This window comes from Bradyrhizobium sp. JR3.5, from assembly GCF_054057015.1.
The window spans coordinates 3,134,971-3,161,912 of sequence record NZ_JBSRYV010000001.1; the positions used below are offsets into that span (position 1 = coordinate 3,134,971).

Annotated in this window: 23 protein-coding genes and 2 pseudogenes; 4 read left to right on the forward strand and 21 right to left on the reverse strand. The window is 61.2% G+C overall.

The genetic code is table 11. The features are described from left to right. Positions 1 to 64 precede the first annotated feature (64 nt). Entirely contained in the window at positions 65 to 865 is an 801-nt protein-coding gene (locus ACVWW1_RS15810; RefSeq protein ID WP_456656458.1) for an SDR family NAD(P)-dependent oxidoreductase, read from the forward strand. Positions 866 to 901: 36 nt separating this feature from the next. On the opposite strand, the gene ACVWW1_RS15815 is transcribed toward ACVWW1_RS15810, so the two are convergent. Next, a complete protein-coding gene (locus ACVWW1_RS15815) occupies positions 902 to 2,143 on the reverse strand; it encodes a CaiB/BaiF CoA transferase family protein (protein ID WP_456656459.1) in 1,242 nt (413 codons plus the stop codon). A gap of 201 nt (positions 2,144 to 2,344) precedes the next feature. Between ACVWW1_RS15815 and ACVWW1_RS15820 the strand changes: the two genes are divergently transcribed. Continuing rightward, positions 2,345 to 3,214: an IclR family transcriptional regulator gene (locus ACVWW1_RS15820; protein WP_456656460.1), complete on the forward strand. Its 870-nt coding sequence runs from the start codon at positions 2,345 to 2,347 to the stop codon at positions 3,212 to 3,214. Between the two features lie 40 nt (positions 3,215 to 3,254). Here the strand turns inward: ACVWW1_RS15820 and ACVWW1_RS15825 are convergent, their stop codons facing one another. Next, positions 3,255 to 3,758, reverse strand: a complete 504-nt coding sequence (locus ACVWW1_RS15825) for a MaoC family dehydratase (RefSeq protein ID WP_456656461.1) — start codon at positions 3,756 to 3,758, stop codon at positions 3,255 to 3,257. A 3-nt stretch (positions 3,759 to 3,761) separates the two neighbouring features. Beyond that, positions 3,762 to 4,253, reverse strand: a complete 492-nt coding sequence (locus tag ACVWW1_RS15830) for a MaoC family dehydratase (RefSeq protein WP_456656462.1) — start codon at positions 4,251 to 4,253, stop codon at positions 3,762 to 3,764. Positions 4,254 to 4,483: 230 nt separating this feature from the next. Between ACVWW1_RS15830 and ACVWW1_RS15835 the strand changes: the two genes are divergently transcribed. Further along, positions 4,484 to 5,743 carry a CaiB/BaiF CoA transferase family protein gene (locus tag ACVWW1_RS15835; protein ID WP_456656463.1) on the forward strand — a complete coding sequence of 420 codons (1,260 nt, stop codon included), beginning with the start codon at positions 4,484 to 4,486 and terminating at the stop codon, positions 5,741 to 5,743. 69 nt (positions 5,744 to 5,812) lie between these two features. On the opposite strand, the gene ACVWW1_RS15840 is transcribed toward ACVWW1_RS15835, so the two are convergent. The 4 genes from ACVWW1_RS15840 to ACVWW1_RS15855 all read right to left on the reverse strand — a co-directional run bounded on the left by ACVWW1_RS15840 (position 5,813) and on the right by ACVWW1_RS15855 (position 10,266). Continuing rightward, positions 5,813 to 6,919, reverse strand: a complete 1,107-nt coding sequence (locus ACVWW1_RS15840; protein ID WP_456656464.1) for an NAD(P)H-dependent flavin oxidoreductase — start codon at positions 6,917 to 6,919, stop codon at positions 5,813 to 5,815. A gap of 30 nt (positions 6,920 to 6,949) precedes the next feature. Continuing rightward, positions 6,950 to 7,759 (reverse strand): enoyl-CoA hydratase/isomerase family protein, encoded by an 810-nt coding sequence (locus ACVWW1_RS15845; protein WP_456656465.1) that lies wholly within the window; start codon positions 7,757 to 7,759, stop codon positions 6,950 to 6,952. A gap of 131 nt (positions 7,760 to 7,890) precedes the next feature. Continuing rightward, a complete protein-coding gene (locus ACVWW1_RS15850; RefSeq protein ID WP_456656466.1) occupies positions 7,891 to 9,036 on the reverse strand; it encodes an acyl-CoA dehydrogenase family protein in 1,146 nt (381 codons plus the stop codon). Between the two features lie 15 nt (positions 9,037 to 9,051). After that, on the reverse strand, positions 9,052 to 10,266 hold the full coding sequence (locus tag ACVWW1_RS15855) for an ABC transporter substrate-binding protein (protein WP_456656467.1): 1,215 nt from the start codon (positions 10,264 to 10,266) through the stop codon (positions 9,052 to 9,054). Between the two features lie 287 nt (positions 10,267 to 10,553). On the opposite strand from ACVWW1_RS15855, the gene ACVWW1_RS15860 reads away from it, so the two are divergent. Next, the gene (locus ACVWW1_RS15860; RefSeq protein ID WP_456656468.1) at positions 10,554 to 12,164 is read left to right on the forward strand and encodes an AMP-binding protein; all 1,611 of its coding nucleotides are present in this window, start codon (positions 10,554 to 10,556) and stop codon (positions 12,162 to 12,164) included. A 40-nt stretch (positions 12,165 to 12,204) separates the two neighbouring features. On the opposite strand, the gene ACVWW1_RS15865 is transcribed toward ACVWW1_RS15860, so the two are convergent. The 14 genes and pseudogenes from ACVWW1_RS15865 to ACVWW1_RS15930 form a co-directional block, all read right to left on the reverse strand. After that, positions 12,205 to 12,846, reverse strand: a complete 642-nt coding sequence (locus tag ACVWW1_RS15865; protein WP_456656469.1) for a TetR family transcriptional regulator C-terminal domain-containing protein — start codon at positions 12,844 to 12,846, stop codon at positions 12,205 to 12,207. Positions 12,847 to 13,692: 846 nt separating this feature from the next. Continuing rightward, positions 13,693 to 14,322 (reverse strand): ethanolamine ammonia-lyase light chain EutC, encoded by a 630-nt coding sequence (locus ACVWW1_RS15870; protein WP_456656470.1) that lies wholly within the window; start codon positions 14,320 to 14,322, stop codon positions 13,693 to 13,695. Positions 14,323 to 14,344: 22 nt separating this feature from the next. After that, positions 14,345 to 14,476, reverse strand: a pseudogene (locus ACVWW1_RS15875) (hypothetical protein); the annotation flags it as partial. Then, a pseudogene (locus tag ACVWW1_RS15880) lies at positions 14,454 to 15,846 on the reverse strand (ethanolamine ammonia-lyase subunit EutB). The pseudogenes ACVWW1_RS15880 and ACVWW1_RS15875, both read right to left, overlap by 23 nt. Before the next feature lie 5 nt (positions 15,847 to 15,851). Further along, positions 15,852 to 16,640, reverse strand: coding sequence for a histidinol-phosphatase (hisN, locus tag ACVWW1_RS15885; protein WP_456656471.1), 789 nt, complete (start codon positions 16,638 to 16,640; stop codon positions 15,852 to 15,854). Next, positions 16,640 to 17,575 carry a phosphotransferase gene (locus ACVWW1_RS15890; RefSeq protein WP_456656472.1) on the reverse strand — a complete coding sequence of 312 codons (936 nt, stop codon included), beginning with the start codon at positions 17,573 to 17,575 and terminating at the stop codon, positions 16,640 to 16,642. Before ACVWW1_RS15890 ends, hisN begins: the two co-directional genes overlap by 1 nt. Positions 17,576 to 17,673: 98 nt before the next feature. Continuing rightward, positions 17,674 to 18,156, reverse strand: a complete 483-nt coding sequence (locus ACVWW1_RS15895) for a phosphotransferase family protein (RefSeq protein WP_456656473.1) — start codon at positions 18,154 to 18,156, stop codon at positions 17,674 to 17,676. Between the two features lie 37 nt (positions 18,157 to 18,193). After that, entirely contained in the window at positions 18,194 to 18,499 is a 306-nt protein-coding gene (locus tag ACVWW1_RS15900; protein WP_456656474.1) for a hypothetical protein, read from the reverse strand. Between the two features lie 59 nt (positions 18,500 to 18,558). Continuing rightward, positions 18,559 to 19,839 (reverse strand): allantoate amidohydrolase, encoded by a 1,281-nt coding sequence (locus tag ACVWW1_RS15905; RefSeq protein WP_456656475.1) that lies wholly within the window; start codon positions 19,837 to 19,839, stop codon positions 18,559 to 18,561. Beyond that, on the reverse strand, positions 19,832 to 20,593 hold the full coding sequence (locus ACVWW1_RS15910) for a DeoR/GlpR family DNA-binding transcription regulator (protein ID WP_456656476.1): 762 nt from the start codon (positions 20,591 to 20,593) through the stop codon (positions 19,832 to 19,834). Before ACVWW1_RS15910 ends, ACVWW1_RS15905 begins: the two co-directional genes overlap by 8 nt. 67 nt (positions 20,594 to 20,660) lie before the next feature. Continuing rightward, positions 20,661 to 22,502 (reverse strand): ABC transporter ATP-binding protein, encoded by a 1,842-nt coding sequence (locus tag ACVWW1_RS15915; RefSeq protein WP_456656477.1) that lies wholly within the window; start codon positions 22,500 to 22,502, stop codon positions 20,661 to 20,663. Then, on the reverse strand, positions 22,499 to 23,419 hold the full coding sequence (locus ACVWW1_RS15920; protein WP_456656478.1) for an ABC transporter permease: 921 nt from the start codon (positions 23,417 to 23,419) through the stop codon (positions 22,499 to 22,501). The genes ACVWW1_RS15915 and ACVWW1_RS15920 overlap by 4 nt, the downstream gene beginning before the upstream one ends. A 13-nt stretch (positions 23,420 to 23,432) precedes the next feature. Beyond that, positions 23,433 to 24,413, reverse strand: a complete 981-nt coding sequence (locus ACVWW1_RS15925; RefSeq protein ID WP_456656479.1) for an ABC transporter permease — start codon at positions 24,411 to 24,413, stop codon at positions 23,433 to 23,435. 70 nt (positions 24,414 to 24,483) lie between these two features. Next, positions 24,484 to 26,067 (reverse strand): ABC transporter substrate-binding protein, encoded by a 1,584-nt coding sequence (locus tag ACVWW1_RS15930; RefSeq protein WP_456656480.1) that lies wholly within the window; start codon positions 26,065 to 26,067, stop codon positions 24,484 to 24,486. Positions 26,068 to 26,942: the final 875 nt, after the last annotated feature.

The window sequence follows — 26,942 nt, forward strand, 5'->3', positions numbered from 1 at the left end:
GTGGTCTTGCGCGGCTTGTACGTCGACAGCGTGGTGGACGCATTATCTCTGGGGAGAGGCCAAATTGAAACTCGAAGGCAAAGTAGCGATCGTAACCGGCGCAGCCGGCGGGTTAGGCAGAGCCTATGTCAATCGATTGGCGTCACTTGGCGCCGACATCGGCGCGGTCGATCTGAGCTTCGACGATGCGGTCAGCGGTTTCCGAACCTCGGCCCGAACGATCGCCGACGAAGTTCAGTCCAAAGGACGGAGATGCGTGTCCTTCGAGGGCGACCTCAGCGAACACACGACCGCAAGGGCCGCGATTGATGCCGTCATGGCGGCATTCGGGCGCATCGATATCCTTGTCAACAATGCCGGGGGCGCCATTACGCCAGTTGAACGAAGCTCCCCCTCCAATTGCCCTGAGGAAGACGTTTTCAAACTGTTTGCCGCGAACCTCTGGAGCACCATCTTCTGCTGCCAGGCGGCAGTGCCGATCATGAAATCCCAATCGTCCGGCTCCATCATCAACACGTCGTCCGTAGCTGCTCATTCCGTGGCGCCAAATGGGCGGCTCGCGCTCTATGGAGCCACAAAGGCAGCCGTCACCCACTACACGCGAAATCTGGCTGCCGAGGTTGGACCGCACGGCATCCGTGTGAACTGTATCGCGCCGGGGATCATCATGACACCGCGGGTGAAGGCTCAGTCGCAAGCGCGCGGGATCGGCGTGGACTCCGAGCTGAAAGGCATTCCGATGCGCCGCTTTGGAGAAGCCGAGGACTGCGCCGGCGTCATCGAGTTTCTGGCCACCGACCTGTCTCGCTACGTCACTGGAGAGTGCATTTCCGCAAGCGGGGGCGCCCTGCTGACGCCTCATTAAAGCACCTAATAGGCCGACATGACCCGAGCCATGGGTCTAGGCCTGAGCCCCGAATGCACCCGCCGCCGACAGTTCGGCAATTCGATCCGGAGCGTACCCCAGCATGTCCAGGACATCCCGCGTGTGCTGTCCGAGCGTCGGTGCGGCCACCGCAGCGACAACTGGAGTTGCCGCGAGCCGTATCGGACAGGCGATGTCCGGGATGGTACCAGCGGTTGGGTGGGCGATCGTGCTCGCAATGCCCCGTGCGATCATTTCACCCGATTGAAAGGCTTGCTCTACGGTTCGAATGACGCCCGCGGGGACCTTATGCAGCCGCATCCGCTGCGCCCATGCTTCGCTTCCGTCCGCGGCCAGCGCCCGCTCGAGGAGCGCCCTCAACTGATCACGATTTTCCATCCGGTCGCGATTGGTGCGAAAGCGTGGATCGTCGACCAGATCCGGACGGCTGAGCACGTCCCGAACCAGCCGGCCATAGGTCCTGTCGTTGGCGCAAATGATGTAGAGTGTCCCGTCTGCCGTCCCAAATACTCCGGTCGGCATGGTATCGGTCCCATCGTTGCCGACGCGGTTGGGGTTCTTTCCCGTGGCGAGATAGCCCAGCGCCTGAAATCCGAGCATCAAGGTGCCAACATCGAACAATGACGTCTCGACCTTCTGCCCGACCCCTGTCCTGGATCTGGCGGCAAGTGCGCCGAGGGCCGCGATCGTCGCCGAAAGCCCGGTTGCGATATCCATCACGGCCGGTCCAGTTCGCAGGCCGGGTCCGTCAGGGAATCCGTTCAGGGACATGAAGCCGGTTTCGGCCTGTACCACGGAGTCAAATCCAAGGCGGTCCGCAAGCTCGCCCTCCCGGCCGTAAGCAGACACACTGCAATAGATCAGCTGCGGATTGAGTTCCTTGAGCGCATCATAACCCAGCCCAAAGCGCTCCATCACCCCGGTTGAAAAGTTCTCGACGAGAATGTCGGACGACCGCACCAGATCCATTGCGATCTGCCGGGCGTCGTGGCGGGAGAGATCGAGCGCTATTCCGCGCTTGTTACGGTTGGCCCACAGGAACGGCACACTCTGGCCGGCAAGTCTCGGCTCGAACCGCCTAAGATCGTCACCGGACGCTGCGTTCTCGATCTTGATCACGTCAGCGCCCATATCAGCCAGAAACCGCGTGCACATCGGACCGGCAATGAAATGAGAAAAGTCGGCGACCCGGATACCTTCGAGTGCCGAGGGCGCATCAGATCTCCGTGCACCGCGCGCAGATGCTTGATCGTTCATGGTCATGTTCTCCAAAGCAGCACAGGTCAGAAGGTCACTCGCCTGGGCGATAGCGAACGAGCAATCGTCAGGTACGCGGGTGCAACGCAGCACAAGCGCCGATGGCGGCGATCAGCGTGATACTTGAATGAGTGGCTCGAAGCTCGATAGTATGACGATCGTGATCGACGCGCAGAACGCTGCAAGCTTAAGGACAAGGCCATGAGCGATCGCTCAATCAAATCGGCGGAGCGGACCCTTGCGATATTCGAGCTGTTCTCGGTTCGCCAGGAGATGCTGACAGTCGGCGACGTCAGCAAGAGCCTGGGCATACCGCAACCAAGCGTCAGCATGCTGCTAAAGAACCTGACCAACATGGGTTACCTTGAATACGATGCCCCGCAGAGGCGGTACGCCCCCACGCTGAGAGTAATGCTGCTCAACAGCTGGCTGCTTGATCGATACGAAGGCACAGCGAAGTTTGTCCCAATCCTCAAGTCTCTGCTTCTCGAGCTCCAGGAAACTGTTTTCATCGGGATGCAGAACAAGTCGACCGCCCAGTACATCCTTGTGATGACACCGAAGAACCGTGACAGCCTCCTGATAACCTCCGGGATGCACCGGTCACTAACCTGCTCCGCGATGGGCAGAATACTTCTGAGCATGACCGGCGAAGAGGAACTTCATCGTTTGATTCGCCGCTGCAATGCTGAAGCAACCGACCCCAGGTTTCGCGTAAGAGAGGCTGCATATCTCGATCTCATAGCGGCCGATCGGAGCAAGGGATATGCCGAAACCGCTGGAGACATCTCACCCGGATTTGGCGCAATAGCCGTAGCGGTTCCTTCACCACTTGGAGGCACTCCCCTTGCGATCGGCGCCGGCGCTCGCGTCGAGCGCATCGCCCAAAAGCGCGACACAATTGTACTCGGTCTTCGCCATGCGGCTTCCCTGATCGCCACAAGGCAACCGCTGACCGATGCGGATCGGCCTGTGGCTGAAGCGAGTGTCGACGTCGAAGGCGCGCCAATAGCCGCCGGCGGTCCACAACTTTCGACCTTGCCTTCATGGTTCAGTAATCGGTTCACATGAACGTTCACGGCTCGCACACGACGTCCCGCGGCAGGCTGCCCTAGCCGTCAGCTTCTTTTCCCCAATGATGTCGTCGCTTGATTAGAACGCGGCGATCGCCTTCAAAGACCTGGCGATCCTCCTGATTGACACCGTAGTGCCGAAACACGATGATGCCGACATCTGCCTGCGGGCCATCCTCTTTGCTCAGCACTTCCGAGTACGCATACAGCGTGTCGCCGTGAAACACGGGCGCCATCAATCGGATGTTGTCCAATCCTAGCTCGGCAAGTACATTCTCGCAGGTGTCCTGGCTCGCGAGCCCCATGATGACCGAGAAGTTCACTCCTCCGTAGCTGATGCGCTGTTTGAACGGCGAGACCGACATTGCGTGCTCGTTGAAGTGCCCCTGAGCAGTGTTCATGACCAGATTGGTGATCAGAACATTTTCGAGAGGCTCGATCGTCTTTCCGCGCGCATGACGAATGACCTGCCCTACCTCGAAGTCCTCGAAGTAGTTATCCGGTGACGTGAGGCGCCACCACTCCCTGCCCAGCGGCTTCATTAGTCATCCTCTCGGTGCACGAAGGCGAACCAGATTTGACCGCTCGAAGTCAAGCACCAGATCGTAGTGTTGATTGCGCCCTTCGGTGTGCCAGGTAACGATGCCATTGGCCGAATTGCTTGCTGACAGCCGACGGGCGACGGTCTTGCTACGCGCGTAAAGGGTATCACCGGGAAATACCGGCTTATGATAGGTGAGCTTGCCCAATCCGACGAACGGACCGCCGATCTCGCTGCAGTCCTCGACGCTCAGGCCCAGGACCACGTTGAAGACCAGAAGCGGGTTCACCACGATACTGTCGTGACCATGCGCCCTTGCGTACTCCGCGTTGAAGTAGAGAGGATTGAAGCTGAGCGTCAATGTCGAGAAAGCGATTGTGTCGCTCTCCGTGATTGTTCGTCCCCAATGGTGGACGAATTCCTGACCGACGGAGAAGTCCTCGTAGAGGTGTCCCCTCGGTCTGAGCTTCGCACGTGCACGAAAATCCTTCGACATTTCATCCTTCCCGTTCGACACACCCGCCCTTCTTCAACCGCAATAATGCACGAGCTGACAGCCGAAGGACACGGGCTTCACCTCATATTGCATCCGTAATCGCTGCTGCGGACGAAATCGCCGATCAAAATGCATTTGTAATATCGATCGCTGAAGGACCTTGATCGCTGGCGCACGCGCAAGGGGCGCAATAGTGGTTTGCATGTCACCTTGGCGCAGGGAGAGTCGGCATGCAAAAATCTTTTGGTGCTCTGTCGGACATCCGCATCCTGGATCTCACGCAGATGCTGGCCGGTCCGTATGCGACCATGGTTCTCGCAGATCAGGGTGCCGAGGTCATAAAGATCGAGCCTCCAGCCGGAGACGTTACCCGGGGCGGCCGGCATGTCGGCGACTCCGAACCTCTCAGCACGTATTTTCAAAGCATAAACCGCAACAAGCGGTCAGTGTGCCTGGATCTCAAGTCCGAACAAGGTCGCGAGATATTCAAGACGCTTTGCAAGGAGGCGGACGCCGTCATTGAGAACTTTCGTGCCGGCGTGATGGACCGGCTCGGCTTGAGCTATGAGGTCCTCTCCGAAATCAATCCCCGGCTCGTTTACGGCTCACTCCGGGGATTCGGCGATCGGCGCACCGGCCCTTCGCCGTATGTGAACTGGCCGGCGTTCGATGTCGTTGCTCAGGCCATGGGTGGAATGATGGCAATCACCGGCGCTGAGCCCGGTGGAATGCCCACCAAGGTCGGACCTGGCGTCGGTGATACAATTCCGGGTTTGATGCTGGCGTTCGGCGTCCTGGCGGCGATACATAACGCCAGGCGCACTGGCCTTGGGCAGTTTGTGGATGTTTCGATGGTCGATGCCATTCTTTCGATCTGCGAACGCGCCGTCTGGCAACATACCGCCGAGGGACTGGTGCCCGGTCCGGAAGGAAACCATCATCCCTTCCTTTGTCCGTTCGGGATATTCCCCGCGGCCGACGGACACGTTGCGCTCGCAGCACACGATCAAGGCTTCTTCGACGTGCTCTGTCGTGAGCTTGATCTGCAGGCGCTTGCGCGGGATGTTCGCTTCTCGTCGAAAGGCAAGCGCGCGGACAATCGGAGGCTGCTGATCCCTCTGATCGGGCAGCACACCCGGAAGTTCACCAAGGCTGAGCTGACCGCCAGGCTGGGAGGACGCATGCCGTTTGGTCCTGTGATGAACGTTCTGGACATCGTTTCGGATCCGCACTTCAAAGCCCGCGACATGATCGTCGAGGTCGAGCATCCTGGTGGTGAACCGGCCAGGATCGCAGGTGTGCCGGTCAAGATGACGCTGACGCCCGGCGCAGTTCTGACCCGAAGCCCGTTCCTGGGCGAGCATACCGCGGAAGTGCTCCGTTCGATCGGAATGAGCGTCCCGGAGATCCGCTCGGCGCTCGACCGCAAGGTTGCGCACATCGAGAATGAAGTCTCGCCGGAGCAAATCCCTGCCGGCCTCGCAACATGAGACACCGAGCCACCTTCTTGCACCATAACGTGTCGGGCGGCTCGGCTGCAAGCCACGCTACGCCCGGCTCTAGGCATTGGCGCTGAGGTCCTTCAGGACGGCGAGGCATTCGGACTTCATATTGTCCATGATGTCATGGATCGAGCGTTCATCCTTGATCCTGCCAACGATCTGCCCCGCCATATAGCCCATGTAGTCGGCGGCATTCGCAAGCTCGAGCCGCTTCAGCGCCGGAGCAACAAGCAGCTTTTGAGCCGCAAGTGGCAGGGGTTGCGGCGCTCCCGGCGCATCCCACGCATCCGTCCACTTGCTGCGTAGACCCCGCAGCGGCTTGCCGGTGTCGTATTTCCTCTGGATCGCATCCTGCGAGCGCGCGGCAATAAATCGCTTGCGCATGTCAGGGGACAACTCGCTTTCGAAGGACCCGAGCCAAATGGTGCCGCACCACACACCCTCGGCGCCGAGCGCGAGCGCAGCCGCAATATGGCGCCCGCTGCCGACACCGCCTGCAGCGAGGACCGGGATCGGAGAGACGGCATCGACCACCTCCGGCCACAGCACCATGGAGGAGATGGTACCGGTGTGCCCTCCGGCCTCGCTTCCTTGCGCGACAATCAGGTCGACGCCCGCGTGGACGTGCTTGAGCGCATGTTCCGCACTCCCGGCCATGGCGCCGACCTTGATGCCATGGCCGTGCAGCTTGTCGACGACATAGGCCGGAGGCGCCCCCATTGCGCTGAGCACAAACCGGGCCTGCGGATGCTTGACGACGATCTCCAGGACTTCAAGAACGCCTTCTTCCGTGTGGCCGTGGCCCGGCGGCTTTTCGCGCAGCATCTGCCCCTCGACGTCGGGAGGCAACGCGGGGATCCCGGCATCGTCCAGAACTTTCTCGACGAAGTCGATGTGCCCCCTCGGCAGAGCCTTGAGACGCTCGGATAACGGCACCACCTCCCCGACTTTGTTGGCGAAGAGGACATCAATGCAATATGGACGCCCGCCGGTCTTCTCATCCATGTCAGTGAGAATCCGCTCAAGCTCGTCCGGTTGATAGTAGCTCGCCGCCAAGGCCCCCATGCCGCCGGCATTTGTCACCTCGATCGCGACTTCCGGCTTGTGGGTGAAGCCGAATATCGGGACCTCGATCCCGAACATGTCAGTGATGCGATTGCGCATGGCATTCCAATCTTCAAGTTGAAAACAAAATCAGGGTTGACCGAATCTCGGCTTGCGCTTTTCCTTGAATGATATCGTCGCCTCCTTGTGGTCGGCCGTCTCGAACGTCACCTGCTCCAGCGCCATCGAGGCTTCGAGAAGCATGTTGACGCGGTCCTTGACGATCTGGTTGATCGACAGCTTGGTCCAGCGAATGGCCCAGCTCGGACCGTTAGCGAGCTCGAGGGCGATTTCGCGGGCCTTTGCTAGCACCTCCGCACGCGGAACGACATGATTGACCAGCCCTATCCGTTCCGCCTCATGTCCCTTCAGCAGCGTCCCGCGGATCAGGAACTCCTTTGCCTTGTTGATGCCGATCAATAGCGGCCAGATTACCGTGCCGCCGTCGCCCGCAACCAGACCAACGCGCGAGACATGGGTGTCACCGATCCGTGCATCCTCAGCCATGACAGTGATGTCGCAGAGCAGCGCATGGGTCGCCGCAAGGCCAATGGCGTCGCCGTTGATTGCTGCAATGATCGGCTTGTCGAGCTCGAGCTGACGGGTGACGCCGCGCCTGCTGACCATCGGATCGTGCACCTCACCCTCTTCGAGTACGTCCCCGCCTGGCCGCTCCGACATGGCCTTCACATCGCCACCAACGCTGAAGAAGTCGCCGGAACCGGTCAGCACCACGACATTGACAGCGTGATCGTCAGCCAGGTCGTCCCAGATCGTGCGTAGTTCCCGGATCAGTTTCTGATTGATCGCATTGCGTGCCTGGGGGCGGTTCAAGGTCACGGTCGCGATCTTGTCGGCAACCTCGACCTTCAGGCATTCATATTGGGCATACTGGCTCATCTTGTTCTCCGGACTGTGTACTTCTTCTCGTTTTGTGCCCGCGTGGCACCAATCAACCTGTTCGCCGCATTCTGGTGTCGCCAACAGCCTGCGCCGGCCAATCGTTAAACGGCCGCAGCTGGATCCGTCCGTCACAAGGCACGCGCGATCAGCTCCTTCATGACCTCATTGGAACCGCCCCAGATCTTTTGAATGCGACCGTCGCTCCACATCCTGGCGATGGGATAGTCGAGCATGTAGCCGTAGCCACCGTGCAACTGGACAAAATTGTCGATGACCTCGCACTGCTTTTCGGTTGCCCACCACTTCGCCATTGCGGCGGTCTCGGGATCCAGCGTTCCGGCGATCAGTTGGTCGATGCAGCTTTCGACGAAAGTGCGCGTCACGACCATCGCGGTCTTGGCCTCGGCCAGCACCATCCGCGTGTTCTGGAAATCGATCAGGCGTTTGCCGAATACCTCGCGCTGCTTCACATACGCCACGGTTTCGGTTAGCGCTGCTTCGCCTAGCGCCAGCGCCTGCATCGCGATGTTGATGCGCTCCTTGGCAAGCTGCTCCATCAACTGATAGAAGCCACGGCCCTCGATACCTCCCAGCAGATTGGAGACGGGAACGCGCGCATCTTCAAAAAATAGCTCCGCAGTGTCCTGTGCCTTGAGCCCGACCTTGTCCAGTCTGCGACCACGCTTGAACCCTGGGGTCTCGTCGGCTTCAATCAGCAGCAGGCTGAACCCGCGGACGCCATTGTCCTCGCTCGTATCGGTCTTGACAGCCAGGCAGATCAGATCGGCCGTGTGGCCATGAGTGATAAAGGTCTTCTGCCCATTGACGACGTACTCGTTGCCCTCGCGGCGCGCGCGAGTCCGAATTGCCCTCACATCGGAACCTGCACCCGGTTCGCTCATCGCAAGTGCTGCGACCAGATCACCGCGCGCCATGCGCGGCAGCCAGCGCCGCTTTTGCTCTTCGGTGCCGTACTGCGCGAAGTACGGCGCCAGAATCACGTTCTGCAGGGGTACGCTGAAATCCGGAAACGCGATCCGCGCCAATTCCTCGATGATAACAGCTTCATGCCGGAAGTTACCTCCCCCGCCGCCGTATTCTTCCGGACTGCTGGCGCAGAGCAGCCCGAGCGCACCTGCTTTCCGCCACAGCTCGCGGTCGATGTATCCCCTTGTCCGCCAAAGGTCGGCGTTCGGGACGACCTCGTCCGCCAGGAAACGGCGAACGGTCGCGCGGAACAGGTCGAGTTCACCGGTGTCGAACGATGCGGGCACAGGTCTAGTCCGCGATCATTGACTGATCAGAGGGCAGCCGCCCTGATCGAGTGGCCGGACCGCCTTGTCCGCCGGGATGACGGCAATCTGCTTGTAATAGTCCCACTCGCCCTTCGATTCCTTGGGCGACTTGACCTCGAACAGATACAGATTCCTCATCACGCGGCCATCGGCTCGCAGCCTGGCATTATGCGACATGAAGTCGTTGATCGGCATTTCCCGCATCTTGGCCATGACCTTGTCGGGGTCCTTCGAGCCCACCGCCTTGAGCGCCTTCAAATAATGATTAACGACGCTGTAGGCGCCGGCCTGGACCTGCGTCGGCATGGCCCCCATCCGCTGGTAGAACCGCCTTGCGAAGGCCCGCGTCTCGTCGTTCTGGTCCCAGTAGAACGCCTCGGCAACGATGATGCCCTGCGCATCCTTGAGGCCGACGCCATGGATCGCGTCGATCGTGGCCATCAATGCCGCGAAGCGTTGCCCACGCGCCTTCACACCGAATTCTTCGCCCTGCTTGAGAACGGTCGCGAGATCAGCTCCGGCCTCGACGAGGCCGATCACTTTCGCCTTGGAAGCCTGCGCCTGCAGCAGAAACGACGAGAAATCCGTCGATGCGGTCGGCGTGCGAACCGATCCGACCACCGTCCCGCCCTCGGCCTTGACCGCAGCGGAGGCATCGCCTTCGAGGCTGGCGCCGAACACGGTGTCGTTGGTCAGGAAGAACCAGCTGTTTTCACCGCGGCTGACGAGCCCGCTGGTTGGGCCGTGGCCGAGCGAATAGGTGTCGTAGGTCCATTGCGCCACATAGGGCGAGCATTTCGCTCCGGTCAGCTCGGAGCTCGCCGCGGCGTTGAAGAGCGCGAGCTTCTTCTTTGTTCTGGTCATATCGGCGATGGCCAGCGCAAGGCCCGAAAACGGTACGTCGATGATCGCATCGACGTTGTCTTCGTCGTACCACTTTCTGGCAATTGCCACGCCAACATCGACCTTCAACTGGAAATCCGCCGAGACGATCTCGACGGGCTTTCCAAGCACCTGTCCGGCATCTTCCGCAGCGAGCTTTGCTGCCTCGACGCTGCCGCGCCCGCCCGCGGCCGAGTAGACCGAAGACTGATCGCCCAGAACGCCGACCTTGACCGGGGTGTCTGACGCCGCTCGAGCCGCCGGAGCCAAGCCAGAGCCCACAACAACCAGCGATGTCACCGCAGCTCCCATCAACCTCCACAGCATGCTCACACCTCCCAGGCTCGTTCTGTCTTTTTTGCTGCCGCCATTATGGCATAATTTGTCGGACGTTCAACAAAATTATTGTTGCCTTCTTGCGTCCCCGCTCTAGGATCGAACCCGACGCCGGAAAAACGAGGTTGGCCATCAACGGGGGCCTGCCCATGAATTGGTGGGCGCGCACAAGCCGGGTGCCTGACCAATGACAAGACGGCGGTCGCGTGCGTAGTTCGAACGGGCCTCAGGCGCCCCGTCTGATCGCCACCGCGACGAATGCAGGAGAACGACGACAGGTGGCCGATACGATTTTCGAAGCATTTCGGGCGAGCGCTGCCGCGGCGCCGCACAACCCGTTCGTCTGCGTACCGGAGGGAACATCCTATGCGCCCGATGGTCTTGAATGGACCTATCTCGAGGCGATGCAGCGCGTCTCAGCCCTCGTCGAGCGCTACAGACGGGCGAGATATGGACCTGGGCATCGCGTCGCCCTCCTCGTTGAGAACAGGCCGGACTATTTCCTTCACCTCCTCGCGCTCAACGCGGTCGGCTCAAGCGTGGTGCCCGTCAATCCCGACCATCGCCACGCCGAGCTGCTCTATCAGATGAGGCACAGTGGCGCCGTGCTCGCGGTCGCCCTTCGGCATCACGTCGACCGGCTGACTGCGGTCGCAGCCGAGCTGGCAAACCAGTTCGTTGTGATTGCAACCGACGATATGGAACAGTTGCCACCACCTGCCCGGCGTGCTGCACCGGAACCTCTCGATCGCAACACCGAGGCTGGTGTTTTCTACACCTCTGGTACGACCGGACGCCCAAAGGGCTGCCTGGTAACAAACGATTACTGGCTATCGGCCGGAGAATGGTTCTTCACACTGTCGAAGAGTAGTGGCCGTTTCTCGATCGAGCCTGGCAGGGATCGGCTGTTCAACCCGATGCCGGTATTCCATGTCCACGCCGGCGTGGTCGCGCTGATGCCGATGCTGCTGTCGCAGGGGTGCGTGATCCGCCCCGAGCATTTTTCGGCAAAGCGATGGTGGCGCGAGGTCTCGACCACCCGCGCAACGATCATCCATTACATCGGAGCCGTGCCGCAGGCCCTGGTCGCGCTGGACAAATCCTCGGATGAGCGCGCGCACAGTGTGAGATTTGGCTTCGGAGCAGGAATGGAGCCGGCCATTCACCGCGAATTCGAGGAACGCTTTGGAATCCCGCACCTTGAGGTATGGGGCATGACCGAAGTTGGGCGCTGGACGGCGAACGATCAAGAGCCGCGTCCGATTGGCGTCCGTGCGATCGGACGTCCGGTCGCCCCCCTGGAGACGAAAGTGGTCGACGATCGCGACCGCGAGGTGGCCTCCGGCACCGAAGGTGAGCTTGTCGCGCGATTGGCGGGCGAGGATCCGCGACGAGGCTTCTTTGCGGGTTATCTCGACGACGCGACTGCGACCGAAGCGGGTTGGCGCGGCGGCTGGTGGCACTCGGGCGACATTGTCCGCCAGGACGTAACCGGGACCATCTATTTTGTCGACCGACGCAAGAATATGATCCGCCGATCCGGGGAGAACATTGCCGCCACCGAAGTGGAAACCGTGCTGTGCCGACATCCTGCCGTTCGTCAGATCGCGATCCTTGCCGTTCCTGACGAAAAGGCGGGAGAAGAGGTCTTTGCCTGCGTGGTGCCGGCTCCGGGTCACACGGCCGATCTTCAGCTCGCGCGAGGCATCGTTGACTATTGCAATCACCAACTCGCCTACTACAAGGCACCTGGGTGGATGCTCTTTCTGGATCGGATGCCTGTGACGGCGACTGAAAAGATCAACAAGGCGCAGATTTTTGCACCCGGGCTAGACCCTCGAACCATTGTCGGCGCGATCGATTTGCGCGCGATGAAGAAGCGCAAATAGCGCGGCGATCCTCTGCTTCATCCAACGCGCGGGACTGGCGCTAAGGCGCCGCCCGTCGTGATGGAAAGAATGCGTCGAGCAGATCGTGGCATGCGGCCTCCCCCTCTGCGGCCGAGACCGTCTTCGGATCGGCCGCCCAACCGGACCACAATCCTTCTGTGAGCTGAGTGAGGGTTATCGCGAGGCGGTCAGGATTGATCTTTGCGCCGCGGGCATCCGCCGCGCGCTGCATGAGATGGGACAGTCCACGACGGTAGGGCCGATAAAGCTTTCGGTAGATCTCGGCGAGCTCGGGGGACCAGCGCGAGGTACTCGCAAGAGCGACCCAGACGAGGACCCGTTCCGGCGTGAATACCGGCGCGCGAAAGCTTGCAGTGACGATAGCGCGCAGGCGGTCGAGTGGATCTGGACCGGCCGCGTCGGCCGCAGCTCGGGTGGCTTGCTCGAATTCCTTGGCCACCTCACCCACGGCATGCAGAAGCAACGCGTCCTTGCCGGGGAAATAGTGCGCAATCAGGCCGCGCGAGAAACCGGCCGCCTCGCAGATCGTCGCAACAGTCACATCCTTGTAGCCACGTTCGGCAATCGCCTTCATCACGGCGACGACGAATTCCTGCCGTTTCACCCCCTGGTCCGACGACCCCACCGGCCGTCCGCGCGCCCGCTTCTCCGCTTTCTGCAAGCAGCGTTCTCCCTGTCATGTTGCCGCAGCCGCACTAGATCACCGAATTTATTTGGATGTCCATTCAATTTACCGAAGATCGAGCACAATGATGCTCTTGTCTATTTGGTCTTGTCGGCGATACGTCGGCATCTTCTCCTTAAGGGCTGCCGCTCCACACTGAGCCATGGACCATCGCCTTCTCTACGATTAATCGCGCTACAATGCTCCAATAGCGAAAACGTGGTGGAATGCCGACCTCGATCGGGATAAGCAAGGCTCGCGGCGCCGATCGACGTCCTCGGTGCGAGAACACTTCACCCAGCTACGCCAAACTGCGCGATAGCAGCCGGCCGCACTACTCCCACTCAATCGCGCAAAGGCAATCCATTTATTACTTCGTAGACTGGCTGGTTGATGCGTTTCACACCGTTGACGATGCAGGCGCCCGATGTTCGAAGAGCAAATGCGGCCGTTGGTGGCGTAACCTTCATAGGATCGCGGGATTGAGTTCTGTCAACGCGCTTCAAGATAGCAACCACCCCGATCGCACAGATATCCGATTTGCGCGCCCTATTGGCATTCGCCGGGCTCCTACCTTCGAAAATGCTGTTCCTGCTCATGCGCCATAAGCGTGCTCGCGTTGGCCGTGGTGAGATTTTTCTTGATCTCCCGGTGCACACGTCATGCACACGCCGCCTTCTAAGCAATTGAAAAGCCCGAACTCTCAATCCAATCCATTGAGCCGGTCCCGATTGTCTGAACAGAATCTCCGCATCAATAAGTGGAGCCTCTGCCGGGGTTTAGGCTGCCGTACGGAGCGGCTCTAAACCAAACCCTGGCCGTAGACGAACGGCTGCCCGAACGTCAGTCGCGCGGCAGTGCCGCCATGGCGTCCTTCAACCCAACTCCGCTGACACCTGTTCTCAGCATATTCGAGACAAGCGACGCCACGCCATCAGCTGCGCAGTCGATGGCAAGCCCGCCGATGCGGACGTTGGATATGCAGTTTCGTCTTGAATCGGGCGTGCCCGGCCGAGGCGAGCAGGTCATATAGACCCCGAGGCTGTCGGCCGCCGAAAGGCCGGGCCGTTCGCCGATAATCACGATCGAGATCCTCGCACCGACGATCTCGGCGATGGGATCGGCGAGCGCGACCCGCGCCTGCGACGCCAGAACCAGAGGAGCAATGGAAAGCTGCCGTGCCGAAAGACGCTCGACGACGGCCCGCGTCAACGGCCGCGCGTTTGTATCGATCGCGCTGGCGGACAATCCGTCCGCAATAACGATGAGGATGTCATGGTTCGAACGGATGGCGGCGAGGCGCTCCGCCGCCTGCAACGAGAGTTTTCGGCCGAGGTCCGGACGACGGACGTAGGTGGCGCGGTCTGGAGCCTGGCTTTCGACCTCGACAATTCCCAGCTCCAGATCGGCCAGGCCGGCCCCGGACCGGGAGCCAATTGACGTCGGACCAGACGGCCTGCCGTGCCCGCGCATGATCGAGGAGGAAAGTCTGCGCCGCGCGTGTCGGCAGCCCCGCACCGAACCGGCCGAGACGTACCCGGGCCTGGGTCATCTTCCGGAGATCGAGCGCCGCTGCCGGCTTTCGATCGAGTTCGTTCCTCATGTCATGCTCCGAGCAGCCGGGCATTCGCCATATGGTTCACGAGCCGCGGGGGCGCCTCCAGAAGCCGGCCGCCGCTGTCGGTCAGCCCGATGTCGAAGAGCCATCGCTCGAACTCCGGCGCCGGCGGTCGTTTGAGGATTTCGCGACAATAGACCGCGTCGTGATGCGCGAGCGACTGGTAGTTCAGCATCACGTCGTCGGCGCCGGGAACAGTGATGACGAAATTGACGTTGGCCGCACAGAGTAGCGTTAGTAGCGCGTCCATGTCCTCCTGGTCGGCATCAGCATGGTTGGTGTAGCAGACGTCCACCCCCATCGGTAAGCCGAGCAGTTTGCCGCAGAAATGATCCTCGAGGCCGGCGCGGATGATCTGCTTGCCATTGAACAGATACTCCGGACCAATGAAGCCGACAACGGTGTTGACGAGCAGCGGGCTGAACTCGCGCGCAACTGCATAGGCACGGGCTTCCATGGTCTGCTGATCGACGCCGAAATTCGCGTCGGCCGAAAGAGCTGCCCCCTGCCCGGTCTCGAAATACATCAGGTTGGCGTCGGCTGCGCTGCGACCGAGGCCCCGCACGGCCTCATGGGCTTCCCTCAGGATCGATAGACTAACGCCGAATCCCTCATTTGCCTTCTGCGACCCCGCAATCGACTGAAACACGAGATCCACGGGCGCATTGGCCGCGATGGCCTTCAGCGCCGTTGTCACGTGGCCCAGGCAACATGTTTGTGTCGGAATGGAGAGGCACGCGCGCAGTTCATCCAGCAGCGAAACGATACGGAGATAGTCTTCCACACTATCGGTCGCCGGATTGACCACCGATCACGGCGTCGCCCGATCCCATGAGGAGGCCATCGATTGCCGAGGCGACGATGCCATAGGAATCATCCGTCGGATGGTTGGGCTGATTGCGGGTCGATAGCCGTCCCTTGAGCCCGATCGTCGACCGGAAGCGCGTTACCACCTCGCGCTTGGACGCCACTGAAATCAGGTCCTGCAGCCGCATGATCTTCGAGACCCCGGCCACCATCTCTGGCGTCAAACCGGGCGTCACGGCCTCGAGCTGCCGCTGAGTCGTCTCAGGCTTGAGCAGCCACTCGCGTAATTCGCCGACGGTCAGCGATGAGACGATCGCGAAGGCCGCGGGATCATGGCTTTGCATGATGAGGCGCGTGACCTCGTCCGTCTCGGAGGGGATGACTTCCTCCCCTACAAAGGTCTTGAGCGGGAGGTCTGCAAGCGCCATCTGCGCGGCGAGCCGCTCGACCGGACCGTTCGCCGCGATCCCGGCAAGCTGATCACCGGACCGCTCGGGCGTGGCCTTGGCCAGGAGATCTCTGAGGTCGGCGAAACCATGGACCGTCCCGTCGATAGTCATCTTGTACGGCATGATCTCTACCCGCGGATCAGAGCCAGCGCTTCAGCATGAAGCTTCGGCGTGGCAGCTGCCAGCACATGTCCTTCCGAACGAATCGTGAGTGGACGTCCCGCCCAATCCGTCATGCAGCCTCCGGCGCCCTCCACGATCGGAATCAGCGCCATGTAGTCGTGCGCCTGGAGTCCGGTCTCGAGAACGATGTCGCAGTGTCCCGACGCGAGCAGACCGTAGACGTAACAATCTCCACCAAAACGGCGCAATCTAGCGGCTTTCGAAATCCGCTCGAACGCCTCTGCGTCTGCGCCCGTGAACATATCGGGCGACGTCGTGTAGAAGCGCGCATCCGCAATGCGCTCGCACGTGCTGGTGCGCGCCAATCTACTGCCGAACAGCGCCAGACCCGGCTTCCCTGTCCACCGCTCCCCTGTGAAGGGAACGTCGATCAGGCCGCAGAACGGCTGCTCCTCATAGGTCAGCGCGATCAGCGTACCGAAGAGCGGAAAGCCGGTGATGAAGCTCTTGGTGCCGTCGATGGGATCGACGATCCAGGTGAAGGCGCCGCCCGGCTTGCCCCCGATCTCCTCACCGATGATACCATGTTCCGGAAAACGCTCCTCGATCCGCTCCCTGAGACGCAGCTCGACAGTACGATCGGCAATCGTCACCGGGCTGTCATCGGATTTGGAAACGACATCCAGCGGCGTACGAAAATAAGACAGCACGACCGGCCTGACCAAATCCGCGAGCTCGGCCGCAAAGGACAGATAGGCATCGGCATCATCGGCCGCGACGGCGGAGTAACCCATCATAGCGCCTTCAAGAACAGCGGCCAACGCGGATCATTGATGATGGAACGGGCCCGCATGTGCTTCCATATGCCGTATTTGTAGAAGTCGAAATCCAGCGTCGAGATGCGGTTCTGCACCATCGCCCAGGCGCTCCACTTGATATCGGCGAGCGCCTTGTGGACGATGAATCGCGCATGTCGCTGCTTGCTATAGGAGCCGAAATACTCCTCGATGATTTCCTGTTCGATATCCTCGGAGAAGAAGTGCTCGCCGCTCCAGATCGCGAGATCGTAAAGCCTCTCATTGTTCGATGCATATTCGAAATCGATCAGCTTGATCGAGCTGTCTTGTCCAACGAGGAAATTCCCGGGCATGGGATCGTTGAAGCAGGGCACAAGATCGAGTCCGGCCGCTTCAAGTGCCGCGCGGGCCTGCGCGTACTGACGGTGCAGCCAGACGTGGTCTTCCGGCCAGTGGCCGCCGACCTGTCTCACCTGGTCATAGTGCTCGTCGATCATGTCGAACACGGTCTTCGTCAGCGGAAGCGGCTCTCCGTCGTGAAAGCGGCGGTACATGCTGACGACGTTGGTCCGAAACAGCGGATCGACGAAATCGCGATGGGTCGAAGCTCTGCGATCATCCAGGAACTCGGATACTTCGATGTCCAGGTGACCGAGATAGTCGAAGGTCCGGGGCCCAACCGCCATGATCTCCGCCTGCTTGCTTGCGGCCCGCGCCGCGCGACGATCTATGAACATCTCGGTGCCACGTCCGGGTATCTTGACGAAGTATCCGACCGGGTCGCCTTCGACCGCGACACGAAAATTGGTATTGCTGATGCCGCCCGCTACTGGCGTGTAAGTCAGGCGAAATCCCTTCCAGGCCTCGACCTGAACGATAGCCGCCTCCAGCGCCCGCTCGGCATCGGACCGGCCTGCTCCCAGCTCCATCATCACACTGTCCCACCTACGCTAGAGAGATCGTACGCGTTCTTCGAAACTGGGATGCCCCAGCAACATCCGGCAACGCAGGAAGCGCCACGATGCATATTTCAGGAATTCCACGCCCTGGAGGGGCGAACGTACATCCTGCAGCAGGCTGCGGAGCGCCCAGTACAGATCGTCGGCGGCCGCATAGAGCCGGCATCGGCTGTGAAAGCCTTTTCGCTGAACTGGCCATCGTGCATTTCCAGAAGCGGCTTCATCTGGCTCTCGAACTGATAAAGCTCGTTCATCTGAACACCCAGTTGATAATAGGGGTCGATGTCGCCGGCCATGTCGAAATCGACCAGCATCATCGCATCGTTCGGACCGAGCATCACGTTGGAGCACTGCGGGTCGCCATGCGCCGGTTTCAGCTCGACACCGGCGGCAGAAATCGCTTCCCGGATGGAGGTCATCCAGGCCAACATCCAGTCCACGTCTCCGGGAAGCACGGCGCTTGACGTCGCGACCAGCGGCCAAAGCCGATCAATGCCGTCGAAAACCGACCAGGACCGTCCTAGAGGTTCTCCTGCGGCGATCGTCTTCTGCATGTCGACGAGCCGGACGACCGCAGCTCCCTGCATCAGATCATCGATCTTCGCCGTACGCCAGCCATCGCCGAGACGCGAAAACAGCACGGCCCTCTCGGCCGGGGCACGCGCGACCGGGGGCGGGCGACAGGCCCAAGCCGTGAAGGCGTTGTGCCGCCACAAAGGCCACCTCGTCATCGACCAGTCCGGCGACCTCGTCGTTCGCAAGCCGAAGAAGGAGACTTGCGCCATTGCCGCCGAGCGCGATGTTGAATGTGGTGGATTCGACCGCGTGGTAGGACGGCGACGCCACCGGGAACGCGGACAATTCATACAGCGCCCTGTTCGCGTCGATGATCGGCATGTTGCCGATTGCGCGCTCGGCGCGCTTCTCCGCCGCCGTCCCCGGACGACCAAGCCTCTTCATGCCCCAACCTCGTTTGCTGGCAGTCCCTCGCAGGCCATCGCGTAAAGCATGTCGGCCAGAACCTGCGTCCCCAAGGCCTGGTCCGCTGCACTCGTGAACTCGGTCGGGTGATGAATGACGCCGTCACGGGAACGGACCGCCAGGACGATCGAGGGACAGACGGCGGACAGCGCCACGGCGTCATGGCCGCCGATCGTATCGAGATGTCGCGCCGTTTCGCCGAAATTTCCGGCCGTGCGTTCCGCAAGCGAGATCAGCGCCTTCGCAAATCGGCCGGCCTTGCGACGATCGATTGCCCGCACCTCGAATGTCACTCCGGCCTTCTCCGCCACAGCCTCAATTCCCAACTTCATCTTCCGTTCGGCCGCCGCGAGGATCTCGGGTGACCCCGAACGCAACTCGATGAAGAGAACGGCCTCGGACGGAACCGTGTTGGGTGAATTTGGAAACACCTCCAAGCGGCCGACCGACGTATGCAGATCGAGACCGTGCTCGCCGGAGATCTGTTTCAGATCCGCAATGAGATAGGCAGCACCGAGCAGTGCGTCCTTGCGCTCCGCCATCGGGGTCGGCCCCGTATGGGCCTGCCGGCCGAGGAAGGCGAGACGATATTTGGTCGCGCCCCAGAAACGGGTGAAGATTCCGAACTTCTCATTGGCTTCGTACAGCGCCTTGTCGCCTTCGATGTGAAGCTCGATCAGTGCGCTCGGCCTCGCCACGCTGTCCTTGCCGGCATAACCGATCCGCGACAGGGCTTCGCGCACGCTCACGCCATCGCCATCTTTGCGGTCGAGTGCCCATTCGAGCTCGAGAGCCCCGGCGAACACGCAACTTCCCAACAAGCTCGGCTGGAAACGTGCGCCCTCCTCATTGGTCCAGTTCACCACCTGAAAGTTGCAGAGCGGCAGCTTGTTCTCGGCTTTCAGCCTTTCCGACACGGCAAGCACCGCCTCGCAGGCCGAGACGACGCCGAGCGCGCCGTCGAAGCGACCGCCATTGGGTTGGCTGTCGATGTGAGATCCGACCATGACCACCGGCGCGTTGGCGCCGGCGAGTGACAGGCTCCCGAACTGATTGCCGATGCCATCGACCGCCTGGGCGAATCCGTTCCGGGCAAACCACCGGCCGAGCCAATCGCGAGCCGCACCGTCCTCCTTCGAGAGGGCCAAGCGCGTCATGGATCCGTCGGGGCCGCCGCCGAACGACGAAAGCTCGTCCATCATCGCCTGAAGGCGGGATGGATTGATGGGAGCGCGCGCGGAGTTGATGTCAGGCATAGATGATTTCCACGTGAGACTTGAGGAATTGCTCGGAAAAGTCCTTGGTCAAGCTGCCTCCCGTGACCACGCCATGCACGTCTTGCAGGCCAAACGTGTGGATCGAGCCGAGGCGGCCGAACTTGGAGCTGTCCGCGAGGATGACCGAACGTCTTGCCTGCGTACGCGCGAGGCGGCGAATGATCGCCTCGTCCTCGCCATAGTCCATGAAGCCGCGCTCGGCATGAACCGCGCTGATCGCGATAAGGGCCAGATCGAAGAAATGCTCCTTCATCGCCGCCACCGTCTCGGGACCGAACGTCGCCTGATAATCGGGTCGCAGCCGCCCGCCCAGCACGCGAACGCTCGGCGTCGGCGCGTAATAAAAGTGGGCGGCGACCGCCAGCGAATTGCTCACGATCGTGAGGTCCTTGCGCATCTCGAGATGCTTCAGGCATGCAAGGGCCGTTGTTCCCTCGTCGATGAATATCTTCATGCCGTCCTTGACCAGGGCTGCCGCCGCCTCGCCGATCCGCGCCTTCTCCCTCGCGCCGACACGCAGGCGCTCCGCGAACGGCTGATCGCTCTCCTGCCGGTCGAGCACGGCCCCGCCATAGACGCGCCGGGCAAACCCCTGCGTCTCAAGCTCCCTGAGGTCGCGCCGTATCGATTCCTGGCTGACCTTGAGCTGGTCGACGAGATCCTTGACCTGGACCCGCTGCTTCTGCCGCAACAAATCGCGGATCAGCTCGAGCCGATGCTCCGTAAAGCTCATGGACGTTCCCCGCTTGTCACGGCACTGGCGGCCGTTTCCTGGCGCGTATTCATTCTCACGATTCGCCTCATGGGACAGTGGTGCCCACTCCACCGATGCCTCCGGACGCTGTCGGCGGCAAGACGAGATGACAGGCGGCGAAATCCTGCCGCTCACGCACCGTCAGGCTCGGTTGAAGGCGACTGCACTTGTCCACGGCCTGCGGGCAGCGCGAGCGGAAGCTGCAGCCGGCGGGGATGTCCAGCGGACTCGGCGGCTCGCCCTCAAGCAGACATTCCTCCGGCCGGTAGCGACGCGGCTCCAGCGTCGGCATCGCACTCAAAAGCGCCTTGGTATAGGGATGGCCGGGGTCGAAGAACAGACGCTCATTGTCGGCGAGCTCGAAGACTTCGCCGAGATACATCACGGCGACCCGATTGCAGGCCTTCCTGACCATCGCGAGATCATGCGAGATGAAGATGTAGGTCAGGTCGTATTCCTTCTGGAGCTTCTCGAACAGATCGAGCAGCTTGAACTGCTCGGCCTGGTCGAGGGCCGACAGCGTTTCGTCCATGATCAGGATTTCCGGCTCGAGCACCAGCGCGCGGGCGACATTGATGCGCTGCCGTTGTCCCGCGCTCAACCCCAGTGGAAGCTGCTCGTAAAGTTCGGTCGGCAGGCCCACTTCTCCCATCACCTTCAGAACGCGCTCGCGGATCCTGGCCTCGTCGCGCCACCCGTGCGTCCGCAGCGGCCCCTCCAGCATCTTTCCGACCGCGGTCCGCGGCGGCAGCGAACCGAAGGGATCCTGCAGGACCATCTGGAGCTTGCCGCGGAACTCGAGTAGCGAGCGGCCCTTGAGTGTCGCGATATCCCGGCCAGCGCAGAGAATCTGCCCCGAGCTCGGCAGCTCGAGCCTGCACAGAAGCCGCATCAAGGTCGATTTTCCGCAACCGGACTCACCCACGATCGCGAAGCTGTCACCGCGGCGGATATCGAAGGCGACGTTGCGAACGGCGCGAACGAGATTGACGCCGCCAAACCCGGTCTTCTTTCTGACCTTGTAGCTCTGCGAAGCGTCGCGCAGGCTGAGAACCACTTCGCGCTGGTCGTCATGACGAGACGTCGAGACGGTTTCGCCCCATATCTTCGGAGTCTGCCGTATCAGCTCGCGCGTATAGGGATAGACAGGCCGCTCAACCAGATCATCGGTTGACTGCTCCTCGACGATGCGACCCTCGTCCATCACGAGGATCCGCGAGCAGGCTTCGCGCGCAACCGGCAGCGAGGATGAGACGAACAGGACGGCGGTGTCGAAAGTCGTTGTCAATTCCTTCATCAGCCGGATTACCTGCGCCGCCACGGTGACGTCCAGCGGCTGGGTGACGTTGTCGGCGACCAGGAGCACGGGGTTGGTCACGAGGGCATCGACGATCAGCGCGCGCTGCATCATGCCGCCCGAGAACTGTGCGGGATAATCATGAAAGCGATTTCGCGCGGAAGGAATGCGCACGGCATCCAGCAGCTCGATGATGCGGCGTTCGGCCGTCCGCCGCGATGTGCCCGGCACGACCGCTCGCATCTTCTCGACAATCTGGGCGCCGACCGGCAAAGTGGGATCGAGCGCCCCCATCGGATTGGCGCCGACATAGGATATGCGCTGGCGCAGAATGCGCATGTCCGCGCCGCGCAGCGCATAGATGTCGCGCCCCTCGAATAGCACCTCGCCGGACCGCATCGTCAGCGGCGGCTCCAGCCAATTGACCACGGCCTTGGACAGGACGGTCTTGCCGGAGCCGCTGGCACCGACCACACCGACAATCTCGCGCGGCGCCAGGCTCAGTGAAACGGCATCCAGCACGGGCTTTGCCGTCGCAGCGCGACCGGCCGCGACCGTGACATTCGTGAGTGAAAGAAGCGGTCGCGTCATCCTTCCAGTCCTCCATGGACTGCATTGCGCGCTCGCTCCAGCGATGCGCCGATCAGGTTGATGCTGGTCAGCGTTAGACCTAGGAACAAACCCGGCATGGTGGCGATCCACCAGGCGTTGAGGAGGTATTTGCGTCCATCCGCGATGATGTTGCCGAATGTCGGCGTCGGCGGCTGCACCCCGAGCCCGAGAAAGCCGAGCGTCGACTCGAAGATCATCATGCGCGCCACATCCAGGACCGATGTGAACAGGACCGGCGGCAGTAGCAAGGGAAGCAGCAGGGTCAGGATGATCCGAAGGTCGGTCGAACCGCCGATCTTTGCAGCGCGTACATATTCGCGCTGTCGCTCCGTCATCACGATGCTGCGCATGATGCGCGCATAGACCGGCCAGTTGGAAATCCCAAGCACCAGGATGATCGCTGGAATTGTGGGCCTGGAGACGCCCAGGACGGAAATCGCGAGAATGATCATCGGGATCGAGAGCTGGGCATCGGTCAGCCGCATGATGACGGCGTCCGTACGCCCGCCGAAATAGCCTGCAATCGTGCCGAGCGCACACCCGATCGCCAGCATGACGATGACGGAGGCAACGCCGATCAGAACCGAGTAGCGCAGACCGACCAGTGAGCGCACCAGCATATCGCGGCCGATCTGATCGGTGCCGAGTGGATGGACCCAGCTCCAGTTGCTGCCCAGAAAGAGTGGCGGCAGAAGGCGGGCCTTGACATCCATCTTGGTCGGATCAAGGCCGCTCAATTCCGGATAGCACGCGGTCGCAAGCGCGAGCACGATGAAGATTCCGAGGCCGACGCGAAACCCCGGCGTGGAAGCCGCCCGGTCGAAGATGCGCCGGGCGACGGAGCGTTGGGCCGGTTTGCGCGCGATCGGCGCACCGGCGGCGGTAGCGACGGACATCAATATTCGAGCCTTAATATTCGAGCCTTGGATCCATGGTGGTGGCGACGAGATCGACGGCGATGTTGATCAGCACGAAAATGGCGCTGGTGACGATGGCGATCCCCTGGATCAGCGGAAAGTCGCGCTGGAGCACCGCATTGATGGTCAAGAGGCCAAGCCCCGGATAGTCGAAGATGTATTCGACAATGATCACTCCGCCGAGCAGGCTCGAGAACTGAATTCCGAGCAGATTGAGCAGCGGCACCGAGGCATTGCGGAGCGCATGGTTGGCGATGATGCGTCCGCGGCCAAGGCCCCGCACATGTCCCACCGCGACGTAAGGTTCCGTCATCTGCGCCGACACGGAGCTGACGAGCGTCCGTATCAGAACCGGCGACAGCTCGACTGCGAGCACGATCGCCGGGAGTATCGTGTACGCAAATCCGTTGTAGCCGATCGCCGGCAGCCAACCGAGCTTGACCGAGAACAACAGAGCGAGAACGATCCCCAGCCAGAAGTTGGGCAGCGAGATGAAGATCGAGGAGATGTAGAACGCGAGCTTGTCCGGCCAGCGTCCGACCGCGAGGCCGCCGGCAATTCCGACGACCGCGGAGAAGGCCAGCGCGATCACAAGCGTCACCGCTGCGAGCTGCAGCGTCATGGGCAGGGCTTCCAGGATCAGGCTGAGGACCTTCGCCCGTTCGCCGCGCGTGGTGTCGTTGAAATTCGAGCCCCCCGTCGCGGCTCCGTTGGCGGGTCGCACAAAGGACTGGCCGAGATCGCCGCGCACGACGCCCCCTATATACCGCCCGAATTGAACGACGATCGGATCGCGCAAGCCCATATCGGTCGCGATCTTCTCGATCAGCGCTTCGGGTGCCATTCCGCCCGCCATCAAGCGCACGGGATCGCCCGGCACGATCCTCAGGAGCGTGAAGATCAGCAGCGAGACGAGAAATATGATCAGGACGCCCTGAGCCAGACGACGCATCAGGAAATTCAGCACGAACATGCTCAGAGCTCCCTAGGAAGCGCAGCGAACCGCGGGCCGCCCGAGCGCGGCACGCGGCGGCCATCAATGGTCAGGCGACTGGCTTGGAAGCGTCCATCGATCCATCCGGATAGATATAGAGGCCTTCGAAGTCCTTCTGCATCGCGTGAATCATCACGGAGGTGAAGAGCGCCAGGGCCGGCATCTTCGAGGCCAGCAACGGCATCGTCTCGGTCTGGAGGATCTTCTTCCGCTCCTCGAGCGTGGCAGCGCTGCGCTCCTTGTCGAGGCTCGCATCGATGGCGGGATCTTCGATGCCGCAAATGCGATGCGAGGAGGAGTGAAAATGCGTGCGCAGGATCAGATCGGGCTCGGGCGAACCGGTCGACCATCCGCAATCCACCATGTGGCCGGGACCACCGCCCGGACGATGGTACAGCCGCTCATTCCAGGCCGCGGGCTCGAGCACGGTCAGGCTGACATTGAAGCCCTGCTCGTTGAGCATCGCGGTGATGATTTCGCCGTATTCCTTGGTTTTGGGATAGAAGCCCACCGATGTGATATATTCGAGCGGCGGCAATCCCTTGCCGTTCGGAAAGCCCGCCTCGGCGAGCAAGGCCTGGCACTTCTGCGGATCGAACTTCGGATAGTTGTCGAGATCGATATAACCGAACTTCACCGGAGAGACAAAATTCGAGGACGTGTGGCCGGCCGAACCCAGCACTTCGAGGATGAGATCCCGATTGATGGCATGGCAGGCGGCAAGCCGGATGCGGGGATCGTTGAAGGGCGGCTTTGAGCAGCGGAACCAGAGATACTTGTTCTCGACCGACACGACTCGGTTGATGTGGATGTTCGGATTTCCCTTCACGGTATCGACCTGCTCGGGCTCCAGCCGCTCGACTATCGAGGCCTGACCGTTCATCAGCGAGAGCATGCGGGTCGTGGAGTCGCCGGTGAAGGTGAAGTTGATCCCCGCGATGGCCGGCTTGCCCTTGAAGTAGCCATCGAAGGCCTGCATCACAGTATCGTTGCCGCGCTGCTCAACGAACTTGAACGGACCCGTGCCGTTGAGCCGCTGCGATAGCACGCCGCCGGGCCCACCCGCGATATCCTTCGCCGACATGATCGGCAGGAAAGCCGCGAGGAACATGAAAAGGTGCGCCGGATAACCGCCCTTCGACGTGTCGACGACGACAGTATAGTCGTCGGGCGTCTCGATCTTCAGTGTTTCGCTGGGGCCGGGATACCATTGCGCCGGGCGATCCGACTTGGATCCGTATTCGAAGGTGGCCTTGACGTCCTCCGCCTTGAACGGCTTGCCATCGTGAAACACGATGCCCTGGCGCAGCTTGATCTGTAGGCGATTGGGATCGAGCAGCTTGATGTCGGTTGCGAGCTCGTAGACGACCTCGCCCGGGTTATCGAGCTTCATCGGTGTGCGGGTGAGAAAGCCCATCACGAAACCTTCGATGTTCTTCTGCGAAAGCGTCGTGTGAGCGGTCGGATCCCAGTTGCCGGTGATGTTCTCGGCCGACAGAAAGGTCATGATCTTGCCGGCCTGCGCATGAGCCGCGGAGATAAAGAAATCAGGATTGATCTGCGTGTAACCTGCAGCAACCGCGGCTGCCGCCGTACTCTTTAGAAAGTGGCGGCGGTCAAATTTCGGATGCATCGATATTCCCCTTCTCTTGGAACAGCCGGCGAATCGGTCAAAACGGTCATGCAGAAGGCGTGCCAGATTAAAGTCAGCCGAATTTGGAACTAAAATTTGTGGTTTTTGACCGATTGTTCGGCGAGGCCCTCTCCCCCCGGTCCAGCGCTGCGCAAAAATCCGCCGCCCGGCGAACCAAACCGCCTAAGGCACGTGCAATGCTTGATAAACGCGCGGCCTTCTCAACCGGCCGCGAAGCGGGCATGTCGCGCAACGAACCTGCACGCTTCTCATTCGATCTGCCTAGAACGCCGATCGCAGGTGGCCCGGCCGCGGGCGGTGACGTGCGCGTGAGGCGACGCCACGCCGCTGCAGAAGTCGCGGGGCCGATCAACTCGCCGAAGTCAGCCCTTGCATCCAACCGACGGTGGTTGATGCCGACCTCTGGCCGTTCCGGCAGATCCCTTCTTCAAACGAAATATGCAGTCTGCCCCCGGCAGGTCAAATGTCCCTATTGATCAGCGCAGATTTTCAGGCGACGCGTGAAGCCCTGCCCTCCCAAGGCCAAAGGTCACACGTTCGAATCGTATGCGCCAGCTTTCCTTTTTTACAGCGAGATATGTGCACCCGAACTAAGACTCCAGCTCTGCCTCATTCGAGCGAGCAAGCAATCCGGAGGAAAATCCGTCGCCGAATGCCGATAGCCTGGCAACTCGGTTGGCGCTCAGTCTTCAGGGCCAATGCCAAGCTGTTCCGCGACGCCGAGACGAAAACCCTCAAGTAGGATGTCCGCCTGTGCGACCAGACGCATGAAATGCGGCCCCCTCCCTCCGTTCCCTTCGGATCAATTGACACTGAGCGCTTGTCAGAATTCCTCAGATTGAATTCCGTCATAA